We start from the raw sequence: 12,105 nt of genomic DNA on the forward strand, positions 1-12,105 counted from the left end.
AAAAATAAAAATTGACGTTTCACGTTGTTTGTTTCGTTCAGTTTTCAAAGAACTACTTGGTCGCTCATTTGCGACTTCCTTATGTTAACATCTTCATTTTTCAATGTCAACTAAGTTTTTTAATTTCTTTTTTGTCGTTTTCTGCGTTTCTGCATCAGCGACGTTTATTAATTTATCATATAACAGTCATTAACGTCAACACTTTTTAATAAAAAGTTCTTCTCCTTACATAACGCATACATTCTTCTGCATTAGCAACTCTTCGAAACAAACAAAAAATGATTTTATATCTTTCTTCCATCGCCTTTTTTACAACGTCATGAATACGTTCATCTTCAAAATCAAATAAAAGTTCTTCTAACTCTCTCTTCAATATGTATTCCATTTCTTTTTTCTCTTCTTTCGTTAACATAAACCCAAGCAAATCATCACCTCAATCATTTCCTACAAAGCAATAAACGTTTCGCTCATTTTCACTTATCAAAATCCTATCATTCATTATATCCACTGCGTACGATATTAATCCTTTGTTCTCTTTTTAATATTTAAAGCATATATGTAACTGAAAAGGATTGGACAAAGGGGCGTAATATTATGTTTTTCTTTTTTATTACGAGTAAACGAGCTTTTAAACACATTAGCTTAATAGTGATACTTTCCTTATTTACAGCATGGCTTCTCTTTTTAAAAACATATTCACATGAATCTGCTTTTTCAACTGCTACAGGACCTAAAGTTATTTACAAAGGAGACATCTCTAAAAAACAAGTTGCATTCACGTTTGATATTAGTTGGGGAGACAAAAAAGCAATTCCAATCCTTGATACACTTAAAGAAAGAGATATTAAGAATGCAACCTTCTTCCTTTCTGCTGCATGGGCAGAAAGACACCCTGATGTTGTTGAACGCATCATAAAAGATGGACATGAAATCGGTAGTATGGGTTATAATTACACGTCCTACACTTCTTTAGAGACAAATGAAATACGAAGAGATCTTTTACGAGCGCAAGATGCTTTTACAAAACTCGGTGTGAAACAAGTCAAGCTATTGCGTCCACCTAGTGGAGACTTTAACAAAGCAACACTAAAAATAGCAGAATCACTCGGATACACTGTCGTTCATTGGAGTAATAACTCAAACGATTGGAAAAACCCTGGTGTAAACAATATCGTTTCCACCGTCTCTAATAATTTAAAAGGTGGAGATATCGTCTTATTACATGCATCCGATTCTGCTCTTCAAACAAATAAAGCTTTACCGCTGCTTCTACAAAAATTAAAGAGTGACGGATATGAGCAAATATCCGTATCACAACTTATTTCCAACACAAGTACGAAAAGTAAAGATGTACAGTAATTCTTTTCCATTGTACTTTCACACATAAAAAGCTCTACTACCTTTCATTCAGGTAATAGAGCTTTTTTCATTCGTACAAACTCTCTTATATTAGGCCGACTTACTCCTCTTTCCAATTAAACGATGTAATATAAGTAACTGATATGCATTACATAATAAAAGTGGGATCACCATTAAATATAACCAGTCTGTATCATTAATTCGAAGAGCTGGTACCCACTCAAGAATTGTTACAACAACCATAAAGAACAAAGCGGGCACAAATGCCTTTTTATTTGTTTCCTTACTTTTTATGTAAGCAACAATGGCCCCGAACATAAATAACACACCAGCAACAAGTATGTTATTCCCTAATGAAACTTCCCCATTTGCAATCAATACAGATCTTAAATACACGAAATCAAACAAAACGAATGCAATAAAGAAGAGCTGGACTGCATTCCATAAAGAAGGTGAACGGAACATACCTAACCCAAAACGATGGATTGTTAAATAAGCAAAGAATCCCATTTGACTTATAACACTAAAAATAAATCCTACACCCATCAACCAAAAGGAAACTGCTAGAATTTCTTTTCCGTCGAAATTTTGAAAAAATTTAGCGTACTTGTCCCACTCTAAAACAAACCCAATAATGACCGTGCTAATCCCACCAAGAAACAACGTCGTAAAAAATAGTCGTACCCACTTGCGGCTATTCACAACACATCCCCCATTATCTTATATTTCTAATTAAATTGTATCAATGACAATTTCAAAAAGCTAGCCATGTTCATGTATAAATTCCCTAAAGATATTTATATTAAAAAGAGAGAACTGTGCTGAAAGGAGTTCCAACTTATGAAACGGATGCTGCTCGTTTTGACTTCTTCTTTTCTATTCTTCGCACTTGTAGCATGTGCACAAGGAAAAGAAGCAAAGTCCGAACTTGATTACGATCAAACGAAGAAAATGATTGTTGATATTTTAAAAACCGATCAAGGTAAGAAAGCCATTCAAGATGTGTTAACTGATGAAAAAATGAAACAAGCACTCATACTAGATGAAACAGTAGTAAAGAAAACGATTGAAGATGCAATGGTATCCGACAAAGGGCAACAATTCTGGGAAAAGCTCTTTAAAGACCCTGAGTTCTCATCGAAATTCGCTAAAAGTATGGGGAAAGAACAAACAACCTTAATGAAAACATTACTAAAAGACCCTGAATACCAAGCAGGCGTTATAGAAATTATGAAAAACCCTGAAGTAGAAAAAATGATGTTACAAACGATGAAGAGCAAAGAATACCGTCAATATTTACAACAAGTACTAACCGAAACCGCTGAAAGCCCACTCTTCCAAGCTAAGATGATTGATATTATTAGTAAAGGTGTACAAAAGGCCGAAAAAAGTGGATCTGATAAAAAAGAAGCAGGCGGGGAAGGTGGTTCCCAAGACGGTAAAAAAGAACAGTAGTAAAAATTATAACGATAATAATGAGTGGACAATATATGTATCGTCCACTCATTATTATTTTATTTTTGCGCGACAGCTATTTTATCAATTACAGTCTCAGCTATCGTGCGATAAATAAGACCTGTCGTATGTGTATCTTCATATACTGATGGTGCAAAGTCTTCTTTATTCCAATCAGGTTGTTGAAGTGGGATTCGGCCAAGTACTTCTGTTTGAAGTTCTGTGGCTAATTTATCTCCTCCACCCCTTCCGAACACATATTCCTTTTCACCAGTTGTTTTACTTTCAAAATACGCCATATTTTCAACAACACCAAGAATACTATGTTCTGTACGTAAAGCCATGGCTCCAGCACGCGCTGCTACAAATGCCGCTGTTGGATGTGGCGTTGTTACAATAATCTCTTTACAAGCCGGCAACATCGAATGTAAGTCTAGCGCAACATCACCTGTACCCGGTGGTAAATCTAAAACTAAATAGTCTAAATCGCCCCATTCTACTTCTGTGAAGAAGTGATTTAACATTTTCCCAAGCATAGGCCCTCTCCAAATAACCGGTGCATTATCTTCTACAAAGAATCCCATTGAGATTACCTTTACACCTAGACGCTCAACTGGAATAATTTTATCCCCTCTTACAACAGGACGTTTTTCTATCCCCATCATATCCGGTACGCTAAAACCGTAAATATCGGCATCAATGATACCGACCTTTTTCCCTAGACGAGCTAAAGCAATAGCAAGGTTAACAGAAACTGTTGATTTCCCTACCCCACCTTTTCCACTCGCCACTGCTAAAAATGTCGTTTTTGAATTTGGTGACAATAAAGATTCAATTTGCTCTTCTTCTTGTTCCGGTGCAAACTGAGCTAATTCCTCTTCTGTAAATTCTGCAAAGCGAAGCCCTACTGTTGCTGCTCCTAATTCTTTTACTAACTTTACAATTCCAGATTGCAATTGCATTTGTTCCGCTGTACCGGTTTTTACGATTGCAATTTTAACACTTACATGTTCCTTCTCAGGCTTAACTGTTACCTCTTTAATTGCCCCTGTTTCTTTTAGCGTTTTATGTAAAAACGGATCTACAACCCCTTCTAACGCTTCCACTACTTGCTCTTTCGTTACCATGATTAGCCCAGCCCCCTGTATGAAAAATAACGTAATGTTAATTAAATTTATCTCTCTTTATTTTTTAAATAAATGCGTTTACATTTCCAGTATAACATATTTTCGGAAAACTTCGTTAACGAGAGAAACTCAAAAAATCCTCCTTATTCTGGAGGATTTCCTTTTTCCGTGAAATAGCGTAATATACCACGATATACTGCAGCCGCTACCTTTTGCTGATATTTCTCCGAATTTAACATATACCTTTCGTTTACATTCGATAAAAAGCCAGCTTCAATTAAAGCACCTGGTGTTTTCGCATACTTTAATAAATACACATGAGAAATTGTTTTAGCAGAACGATTCGTATTCTCTAAACTCGTTCTCAATTCAGCTTGTATAAATTTCGCAGCACGTTCATTTTCAATCGAAGAACGGTAATAGAACGTTTGTGCGCCTTTCGATCCACTACTAGTTAAAGCATTTAAATGAATACTCGCAAAAAAGTCTACATCAGGTTTATTAATAATCTCTACACGCTTTTTTAAATCCTCTGCTTTACGTCTACTATATGATTTTGTATCTTTCTGAGCTAAATCATAATCTCCCTCACGCGTTAAAATAACTAGTGCACCTTGTTCTTGTAAATAATCTTGTACCTTCTTTGTAATCTCAAGCGTAATATCTTTTTCTATAATATCTTTTCCACCAACAGCCCCTCCGTCTGGCCCACCATGCCCAGCATCTAATACAATCACTTTCCCTGATAAGGGTAAATTCCACGCTCGCCACGATTTTGTAATTTGAAATTCTTGTTTGACTAAAAAAAACAAAACAACCGCAGCGAGTGCAAAAGAGATAATTCGAATTCTCTTCATACCTTTCCTCCTCCAGCTAGTCCCTCTAATTACTTATATGGGACAAGAGGAAAGTTTATGCTTGTCTTAATGAAGCTTTAATCGATATCTTCTTTCACCTTTTTCATATCCTTCCTGCCACCATAAGCCAATAAACTGCTGACAAGATTCAAAAAGTAATTCCTCATCTTGTAACTTAATTTCTCTCATAGTCATGCTCGTTAAAAATTGAAATAGTGTTTCCGTTAATTGTTGCTCTTCTTCTAAGGCTCTATATTTCACATCAAAAAATGATTCACCATAATAACCAAACTTACTGTATCTCGCTCCTAATAAATACGATTCTATCCCTAATTCAATACAGTAATCTTCATACTGACGATGAAGTTCCTGCATCTGAAAGGCATCTCTAATATTTGAACGTAATGTTTTTAATGATAATTCTCGCAGCATCTTCCGTTCATATTTCAGCTGCTTTTCTTTTTGTTTTTCTTGTAAGCTGACAATGACATTCATAGTACTTATAAACCTCCCTAATACGTATTAGTCTAAACTTCTAAAGAAGAAGCATACGCAAGAGGATAGCACTAAAATATTCCAAACTACAAAAATTACAAAAGAGGAATGAAACATAAAAAAACCCCAACCAAAATGGTTGGGGTTTGTAGTTCGCAAAAATTAACGTTTTGAGAACTGAGGTGCACGACGTGCGCCTTTAAGACCGTATTTTTTACGCTCTTTCATACGTGCGTCACGAGTTAATAGACCTGCACGTTTTAGTGTTAGACGGTATTCTGGATCAGCTTTTAATAAAGCGCGAGAAATACCGTGACGAATAGCACCAGCTTGACCAGTGTATCCACCACCATTTACGTTTACAAGTACATCGTAGTTACCTAAAGTTTCTGTTGCAACTAGAGGTTGTTTCACTACTTCACGTAATGCAGCAAATGGGATATAGTTTTCAAAATCACGACCGTTAATGATAACGCGTCCTTCGCCTGGAACTAGGCGTACGCGCGCTACTGAACTCTTACGACGTCCAGTGCCATAGTATTGAACCTGTGCCAAAGTAAGCCCTCCTTTAATTAATTATCCGCGAAGTTCGTAAACTTCTGGTTTTTGTGCTTGGTGTGGATGCTCTGCTCCAGCATACACGTTTAGTTTCTTAGAAACTTGACGGCCTAAGCGTCCTTTTGGAAGCATGCCTTTAATTGCAAGCTCTAACATTTGTACAGGGTAGTTTGTACGCATTTCTAGAGCTGTTCTTTGTTTAAGTCCACCTGGGTGGTTAGTGTGACGGTAGTAAATTTTATCGTTTAATTTATTACCTGTTAAATGAATTTTCTCAGCGTTAATAATAATTACATGATCACCCGTGTCAACGTGTGGTGTAAATGTAGGTTTGTTTTTACCGCGTAAAATAGATGCTACTTCTGTAGATAGGCGACCTAAAGTTTGACCTTCAGCATCAACCACATACCATTTACGCTCAACTTCGTTAGCTTTTGCCATAAAAGTCGTACGCATGTGTTTCCCTCCTCGTTATCTTTTCCATAGAAAAAATCTATTGTTTATCTTAAACACGATTTCCTTCCGGGGCTAATCGTGGTTTTAGAAACAATACCATATGTTATGATATACTTTTGAGTTTCTAATGTCAAGCAAATGTTACACCAGGATTAGTTGTTATAGTTTACCTGCCATAAGTAAAGCCCATGACCAGGAGCCATCTTTCCAGCAAACTGACGATTTTGTTTCGCTAGAATCTCTGGAATGCTGTCTGGATCAAGCTTTCCTTGCCCTACGTTCAGTAACGTACCAACAATAATTCTGACCATATTATATAAAAATCCATTACCTACAAAACGAAAAATTAATTCATCGTCTTGTTCGATTAGCTCAATTTCATAAATTGTTCTCACTTTATCTTTTTTGTCAGTTTTTGCCGAACAAAAAGAAGTAAAGTCATGCGTTCCAATAAAATAAGGAATCGCTTTTCTTATAGAGTTTATTTCGAGCGGATATGGATATTGATATACGTAATTTCTACGGAATACATCCGCAGTCTTTGATAATAACACACGATAACGATATTCTTTTCTCTCAACACCGTAACGCGCATGAAATTCTTCTGTTTTTTTCTCTACCTGTCTGATAACAATATCATCTGGCAACATTGTGTTTAATGCATTACTCCATTGCCACTCTTCAAGAGACAACGGTGTATCAAAGTGTATAACTTGTCCTTTAGCGTGAACGGTAGAATCCGTTCTGCCCGATGCCTGAACACGAACAAGTTCTCCTTTATGCAATTTCTGCAAAGCTTTTTCAATCTCTTGTTGAACAGTACGATGCTGCGGCTGAATTTGATAACCACAAAAATGCATGCCATCATATGCAACCGTACACTTTATTCTATCCATTTCTCTATTCTCCATTACGATCGCACCCATGCCAAAATACAAGCTAAACAAAGTAAGCTTATAATCGTTACTGTATCGCTTATTTTCCAGCGTAGTTGCCTAAATTTAGTACGTCCTTCGCCACTTTGATATCCACGAGCCTCCATAGCAATTGCTAAGTCCTCAGCACGCTTAAAAGCACTGATAAATAGAGGAACAAGTAGTGAGATAATAGCTTTCATCCTATCTTTTATCGGTCCTCCTGCGAAATCAATACCGCGTGACGATTGTGCCTTCATTATTTTACTCGTTTCATCCATTAATGTCGGAATAAAACGAAGAGAAATTGACATCATTAATGCGATTTCATGAACAGGAACTTTTATACGCTTCAACGGCTTTAATAACGTCTCCAAACCATCTGTAATCTCAATAGGTGTCGTCGTTAACGTTAATAATGTCGTCATTAAAATAATAACGAAGAATCGTATAGAAATGTATATCCCTTGCTCTAATCCTTTTTCATGTATTGAAAACCAACCAAGCTGGAATAGTACTTCCCCTTCTTTATTTGTAAAAATATGCAGGAAAAATGTAAAAAGAAAAATCCATAGAATTGGTTTTAAGCCCGAAAGTACATAACGAATCGGCACTTTTGCAAAAAATAAAGCAATGAGTGCATATAAAAATAAAAATCCATATGAAATCGCATTATTTGCCAAGAAAACAACAAATACATATAAAAAGACAATCAGCAGCTTCGTACGTGGATCAAGTTGATGAATAAGAGAATTCCCTGGAATATACCTTCCAATAATCAACTGCTGCATGATTCATGACCACCTTTTCGTAACACCTGCACAACTTCATGAGTAAGATCCTCTAAAGATAAGGTAGCCTTTGGGATTGAAATGCCAAACTTCTCTTCAATTGCACGTTTATACTTTAAAGACATAGGAAGATCCACGCCAATTTTCTCTAGCTCATCAGCATGTGAAAATACTTCCTCTGCACTTCCTTGCAAAAAGACCGTTCCTTTATGCATGACTACAATCTGCTCGGCATACTTAGCAGCATCCTCCATATTATGTGTTACTAGGATAACTGTAAGACCTTTTTCCTTATGTAGCTTATAAAACATCTCCATAAGTTCATTCTGTCCTTTTGGATCTAGTCCTGCTGTAGGTTCATCTAATACAAGCACTTCGGGTTCCATCGCCAATACGCCCGCTATCGCAACACGCCTCATCTGTCCACCACTTAGCTCAAACGGTGAACGTGTTAACAGTTCTGGTTCTAACCCTACAAGTTCAATTGCCTCTCTTGCCTTTTGCTTCGCTTCTTCTACAGATACCCCAAAATTAGTAGGGCCGAAACAAATATCTTTCTCCACAGTCTCTTCAAACAACTGATGTTCTGGGAATTGAAAGACAACCCCTACCTTTTTACGTAGTGGCTTTAGCTTTTTTTCTTTCTTTCCTGCCGAAATGAAATGTTCACCAATTTGAACTGTGCCATTTGTCGGCTGCAATAAACCATTTAAATGTTGAATCATCGTCGACTTACCTGAACCAGTATGACCGATAATGGCATAATAGCCCCCACTTGGAAACGACACGTCTACATCATAAAGTGCGCGTCTTTCAAATGGAGTTTTATATTGATAACGATGTTCTACTTTTTGGAATGTAATCTCCAAAGTTCGTTCACCAAGCTTTCCATTGTAAGATGCGTATTTTGCAAGAGAATTTCATTTCTTTTTAATAATTCTGCTATTTTCACTGAAAATGGTACATCTAATCCAATTTCTTGGAGCATATGAGAGGACTTGAAAATTTGCTCTGGAGTCCCTTCCTCTAATATTTCTCCCTTATTTAAAATAATGACACGGTCTGATTGTGCCGCTTCTTCTAAATCGTGCGTAATTGATAACACGGTAATACCTTTTTGATTAACAAGTTGTCTAACCGTTTCTACTACTTCACGTCTTCCTTGAGGATCTAGCATTGACGTTGCTTCATCTAATATCAAAATAGATGGCTGAAGTGCTAAAACGCCTGCTATTGCCACTCGCTGCTTTTGCCCACCAGATAACGAATGAGGTTCATCATTAAGAAAATCTTCCATACGGACAAGTTTGAGAGCCTGCTCTAATCTTTCTACCATCTGTTCTCTTGGCATTCCGATATTTTCTAAGCCAAATACAACGTCGTCTTGCACTGTCGTTCCAACAAATTGATTATCTGGATTTTGAAATACCATACCAATTTGTTTTCGAACATCCCACACCGTTTCCTCTGATAAAACCATTGTATCATTTACTGTAATAGTCCCTGCTTCCGGCAAAAACAAACCATTCAATAATTTTGCAAGTGTAGACTTCCCTGAACCATTTTGTCCAATAACAGATACCCATTCTCCCTCATACAAAGAAAATGAAACATCTTGTAATGCATAAGTGGCTGCCCCAGGATATTGAAATGATATATTTTCTGTCCGAAGTTTCTCTTTTTTCAATACAAGGCACCCTTTCCTTCGCCGAGTTAGCCTATTTTTATATTTAAAAAAAAGGGCCATGACCAGTTTCTTGAAAAGAACTGTCCTGCCCTTTTAATTATCATTATACTAACTCGATAATTACCATTGGTGCTGCGTCTCCGCGACGTGGACCAATTTTTGCAATACGAGTGTATCCGCCTTGGCGCTCAGCATAGCGTGGAGCTACATCAGCGAATAATTTTTGAAGTGCATCTTGACCAGTCTCAGCGTTAGCTACTTCATTGCGAATGAAAGCTGCTGCTTGACGACGAGCGTGAAGATCTCCGCGTTTACCTAAAGTGATCATTTTTTCCACTACAGAACGAAGTTCTTTTGCACGAGTTTCTGTCGTTTGGATGCGCTCGTTGATAATTAAATCAGTAGCTAAATCACGTAACATAGCTTTACGTTGCGCACTTGTACGGCCTAATTTTCTGTATGCCATTCGTAGTTCCCTCCTTTGTTGATGGGTTTAAATCCTCAGTCGTCTTTACGTAAACCTAAACCTAATTCCTCAAGTTTATGTTTAACTTCTTCTAAGGATTTACGTCCTAAGTTACGAACTTTCATCATATCTTCTTCTGTTTTGTTCGCAAGCTCTTGTACAGTATTAATTCCTGCACGTTTAAGGCAATTATAAGAACGAACAGAAAGATCTAGTTCCTCGATAGTCATCTCAAGAACTTTCTCTTTTTGATCTTCTTCCTTCTCGACCATAATCTCAGCATTTTGTGCTTCATCAGTTAAACCAACAAAGATATTTAAATGCTCAGTTAAGATTTTGGCACCTAAAGAGATAGCTTCTTTTGGCCCGATGCTTCCATCCGTCCATACATCAAGCGTAAGCTTATCATAATTAGCCACTTGTCCGACACGTGTCTTTTCCACTTGGTAAGTCACACGTGATACTGGAGTATAAATAGAATCAATAGGAATTACTCCTATTGGTTGATCTTCGCTTTTATTTGCATCAGCTGGCGTATACCCACGGCCACGCTTTGCAGTTAAACGCATGCGGAAATGCGCATTTTTTGCTAACGTTGCAATGTGTAAATCTGGATTTAAGATTTCTACATCACTATCGTGAGTAATATCAGCAGCTGTGACAATACCTTCGCCCTGCACATCAATTTCCAACGTCTTCTCTTCTTCAGAGTAGATTTTAAGAGCTAACTTTTTCAAGTTTAAGATGATCGTCGTAACGTCTTCTACTACGCCCTCAACTGTTGAAAATTCATGTAATACGCCATCGATTTGGATAGCAGTAACAGCGGCACCAGGGAGTGAGGATAAAAGAATACGACGTAAGGAGTTACCCAAAGTAGTACCATATCCACGCTCAAGCGGTTCAATTACGAATTTACCATATTTAGCATCTTCGTTAAGTTCAACCGTTTCGATTTTCGGCTTTTCGATTTCAATCATTAACTAAACCCTCCTTCAAAACGTCGAAACCCCGGTTAAACAAAGGGATACCCCCTGTCTAACCGAAAGTCCCCCTTAGGCAGTTCCCGATTGTGCACAACAAGCGATGTTTCTGTACGAAATTTCTCGATAATGCATCATATCCATTATAGACAAAAGGGAAAATTCTATACAGAAAAATTACACACGACGACGTTTTGGTGGACGACATCCATTATGAGGAACTGGAGTAACATCTCTAATTGCTGTTACTTCTAGACCTGCAGCTTGAAGAGCACGAATTGCAGCTTCACGACCAGCACCAGGACCTTTAACAGTAACCTCTAAAGTTTTTAAACCGTGTTCCATTGCAACTTTAGCAGCAGCTTCAGCAGCCATTTGCGCAGCGAATGGAGTAGACTTACGAGATCCACGGAAACCAAGTGCACCAGCACTAGACCAAGAAAGTGCGTTACCATGAGTATCTGTAAGTGTTACGATTGTGTTGTTGAAAGTAGAACGAATATGAGCTATACCAGCTTCAATATTCTTTTTCACACGTTTTTTACGAGTGTTTGTTTTACGTGCCATTGTTAGTTCAACCTCCTTTACTTATTATTTCTTTTTATTTGCTACTGTACGACGTGGACCTTTACGTGTACGAGCATTGTTTTTAGAGTTTTGACCACGAACTGGTAAACCACGACGGTGACGAAGACCACGGTAAGAACCGATCTCCATTAGACGTTTAATGTTAAGAGATACTTCACGACGAAGGTCTCCCTCAACTTTAATACGATCGATGATATCACGGATACGTCCTAGTTCGTCTTCCGTTAAATCACGAACTCGTGTTTCTGAAGAAATACCAGCTTCAGTAAGAATTTTTTCAGCAGTTGTGCGACCAATGCCGAATACGTAAGTTAAAGAAATAACAACGCGTTTGTCTCGAGGAATATCTACACCTGCGATACGTGCCAT

The 12,105-nt window shown here is 37.5% G+C and carries 17 protein-coding genes; 2 read left to right on the forward strand and 15 right to left on the reverse strand.

From position 1 onward, the window contains the following. Positions 1-205: 205 nt before the first annotated feature. On the reverse strand, positions 206-424 hold the full coding sequence (locus tag K5S59_RS22245) for a hypothetical protein (RefSeq protein ID WP_000900299.1): 219 nt from the start codon (positions 422-424) through the stop codon (positions 206-208). Between the two features lie 170 nt (positions 425-594). Between K5S59_RS22245 and pdaB the strand changes: the two genes are divergently transcribed. Further along, positions 595-1,359 (forward strand): polysaccharide deacetylase family sporulation protein PdaB, encoded by a 765-nt coding sequence (gene pdaB / locus K5S59_RS22250; RefSeq protein ID WP_000464698.1) that lies wholly within the window; start codon positions 595-597, stop codon positions 1,357-1,359. Positions 1,360-1,449: 90 nt separating this feature from the next. On the opposite strand, the gene kbaA is transcribed toward pdaB, so the two are convergent. Beyond that, the gene (gene kbaA, locus K5S59_RS22255) at positions 1,450-2,061 is read right to left on the reverse strand and encodes a KinB signaling pathway activation protein KbaA (RefSeq protein WP_001088506.1); all 612 of its coding nucleotides are present in this window, start codon (positions 2,059-2,061) and stop codon (positions 1,450-1,452) included. A 138-nt stretch (positions 2,062-2,199) separates the two neighbouring features. Between kbaA and gerD the strand changes: the two genes are divergently transcribed. Further along, entirely contained in the window at positions 2,200-2,814 is a 615-nt protein-coding gene (gene gerD / locus K5S59_RS22260) for a spore germination protein GerD (protein WP_000827518.1), read from the forward strand. Between the two features lie 59 nt (positions 2,815-2,873). Here the strand turns inward: gerD and K5S59_RS22265 are convergent, their stop codons facing one another. The 13 genes from K5S59_RS22265 to rpsM all read right to left on the reverse strand — a co-directional run bounded on the left by K5S59_RS22265 (position 2,874) and on the right by rpsM (position 12,105). Beyond that, entirely contained in the window at positions 2,874-3,941 is a 1,068-nt protein-coding gene (locus K5S59_RS22265) for an Mrp/NBP35 family ATP-binding protein (RefSeq protein WP_097845666.1), read from the reverse strand. 143 nt (positions 3,942-4,084) lie between these two features. Then, complete coding sequence (gene cwlD, locus K5S59_RS22270; protein WP_000822445.1) at positions 4,085-4,798, reverse strand: N-acetylmuramoyl-L-alanine amidase CwlD; 714 nt, start codon at positions 4,796-4,798, stop codon at positions 4,085-4,087. A gap of 66 nt (positions 4,799-4,864) precedes the next feature. Beyond that, complete coding sequence (locus K5S59_RS22275; protein WP_001101006.1) at positions 4,865-5,293, reverse strand: YbaK family protein; 429 nt, start codon at positions 5,291-5,293, stop codon at positions 4,865-4,867. Positions 5,294-5,455: 162 nt separating this feature from the next. Next, a complete protein-coding gene (gene rpsI, locus K5S59_RS22280; protein ID WP_000079986.1) occupies positions 5,456-5,848 on the reverse strand; it encodes a 30S ribosomal protein S9 in 393 nt (130 codons plus the stop codon). Between the two features lie 21 nt (positions 5,849-5,869). Continuing rightward, positions 5,870-6,307: a 50S ribosomal protein L13 gene (rplM, locus tag K5S59_RS22285; protein WP_001260795.1), complete on the reverse strand. Its 438-nt coding sequence runs from the start codon at positions 6,305-6,307 to the stop codon at positions 5,870-5,872. Positions 6,308-6,459: 152 nt separating this feature from the next. Then, positions 6,460-7,203 (reverse strand): tRNA pseudouridine(38-40) synthase TruA, encoded by a 744-nt coding sequence (gene truA, locus K5S59_RS22290; RefSeq protein WP_033656275.1) that lies wholly within the window; start codon positions 7,201-7,203, stop codon positions 6,460-6,462. A 14-nt stretch (positions 7,204-7,217) separates the two neighbouring features. Then, the gene (locus K5S59_RS22295) at positions 7,218-8,012 is read right to left on the reverse strand and encodes an energy-coupling factor transporter transmembrane component T family protein (protein WP_001186531.1); all 795 of its coding nucleotides are present in this window, start codon (positions 8,010-8,012) and stop codon (positions 7,218-7,220) included. Continuing rightward, positions 8,000-8,881: an energy-coupling factor ABC transporter ATP-binding protein gene (locus tag K5S59_RS22300; protein ID WP_000406519.1), complete on the reverse strand. Its 882-nt coding sequence runs from the start codon at positions 8,879-8,881 to the stop codon at positions 8,000-8,002. Before K5S59_RS22300 ends, K5S59_RS22295 begins: the two co-directional genes overlap by 13 nt. Next, positions 8,857-9,699: an energy-coupling factor ABC transporter ATP-binding protein gene (locus tag K5S59_RS22305; protein WP_000711784.1), complete on the reverse strand. Its 843-nt coding sequence runs from the start codon at positions 9,697-9,699 to the stop codon at positions 8,857-8,859. Before K5S59_RS22305 ends, K5S59_RS22300 begins: the two co-directional genes overlap by 25 nt. A 103-nt stretch (positions 9,700-9,802) precedes the next feature. Beyond that, complete coding sequence (rplQ, locus tag K5S59_RS22310) at positions 9,803-10,165, reverse strand: 50S ribosomal protein L17 (protein WP_000331490.1); 363 nt, start codon at positions 10,163-10,165, stop codon at positions 9,803-9,805. Positions 10,166-10,200: 35 nt separating this feature from the next. Further along, positions 10,201-11,145 (reverse strand): DNA-directed RNA polymerase subunit alpha, encoded by a 945-nt coding sequence (locus tag K5S59_RS22315; protein ID WP_000569644.1) that lies wholly within the window; start codon positions 11,143-11,145, stop codon positions 10,201-10,203. A 180-nt stretch (positions 11,146-11,325) separates the two neighbouring features. Next, positions 11,326-11,715, reverse strand: coding sequence for a 30S ribosomal protein S11 (gene rpsK, locus K5S59_RS22320; protein WP_000101797.1), 390 nt, complete (start codon positions 11,713-11,715; stop codon positions 11,326-11,328). Between the two features lie 24 nt (positions 11,716-11,739). After that, complete coding sequence (gene rpsM / locus K5S59_RS22325; protein ID WP_000090790.1) at positions 11,740-12,105, reverse strand: 30S ribosomal protein S13; 366 nt, start codon at positions 12,103-12,105, stop codon at positions 11,740-11,742.

The sequence above is a fragment of the Bacillus sp. BML-BC051 genome, from assembly GCF_019656175.1.
Taxonomy (GTDB): Bacteria; Bacillota; Bacilli; order Bacillales; family Bacillaceae_G; genus Bacillus_A; species Bacillus_A mobilis.

Bases quoted from the DNA above. Each gene is read 5' to 3' on its own strand.
- cwlD (WP_000822445.1), bottom strand. From the start codon at position 4,798: ATGAAGAGAATTCGAATTATCTCTTTTGCACTCGCTGCGGTTGTTTTG.
- rplM (WP_001260795.1), bottom strand. From the start codon at position 6,307: ATGCGTACGACTTTTATGGCAAAAGCTAACGAAGTTGAGCGTAAATGG.
- gerD (WP_000827518.1), top strand. From the start codon at position 2,200: ATGAAACGGATGCTGCTCGTTTTGACTTCTTCTTTTCTATTCTTCGCA.
- rplQ (WP_000331490.1), bottom strand. From the start codon at position 10,165: ATGGCATACAGAAAATTAGGCCGTACAAGTGCGCAACGTAAAGCTATG.
- K5S59_RS22315 (WP_000569644.1), bottom strand. From the start codon at position 11,145: ATGATTGAAATCGAAAAGCCGAAAATCGAAACGGTTGAACTTAACGAA.
- K5S59_RS22265 (WP_097845666.1), bottom strand. From the start codon at position 3,941: ATGGTAACGAAAGAGCAAGTAGTGGAAGCGTTAGAAGGGGTTGTAGAT.
- K5S59_RS22295 (WP_001186531.1), bottom strand. From the start codon at position 8,012: ATGCAGCAGTTGATTATTGGAAGGTATATTCCAGGGAATTCTCTTATT.
- rpsK (WP_000101797.1), bottom strand. From the start codon at position 11,715: ATGGCACGTAAAACAAACACTCGTAAAAAACGTGTGAAAAAGAATATT.
- pdaB (WP_000464698.1), top strand. From the start codon at position 595: ATGTTTTTCTTTTTTATTACGAGTAAACGAGCTTTTAAACACATTAGC.
- truA (WP_033656275.1), bottom strand. From the start codon at position 7,203: ATGGATAGAATAAAGTGTACGGTTGCATATGATGGCATGCATTTTTGT.
- K5S59_RS22275 (WP_001101006.1), bottom strand. From the start codon at position 5,293: ATGAATGTCATTGTCAGCTTACAAGAAAAACAAAAAGAAAAGCAGCTG.
- rpsM (WP_000090790.1), bottom strand. From the start codon at position 12,105: ATGGCACGTATCGCAGGTGTAGATATTCCTCGAGACAAACGCGTTGTT.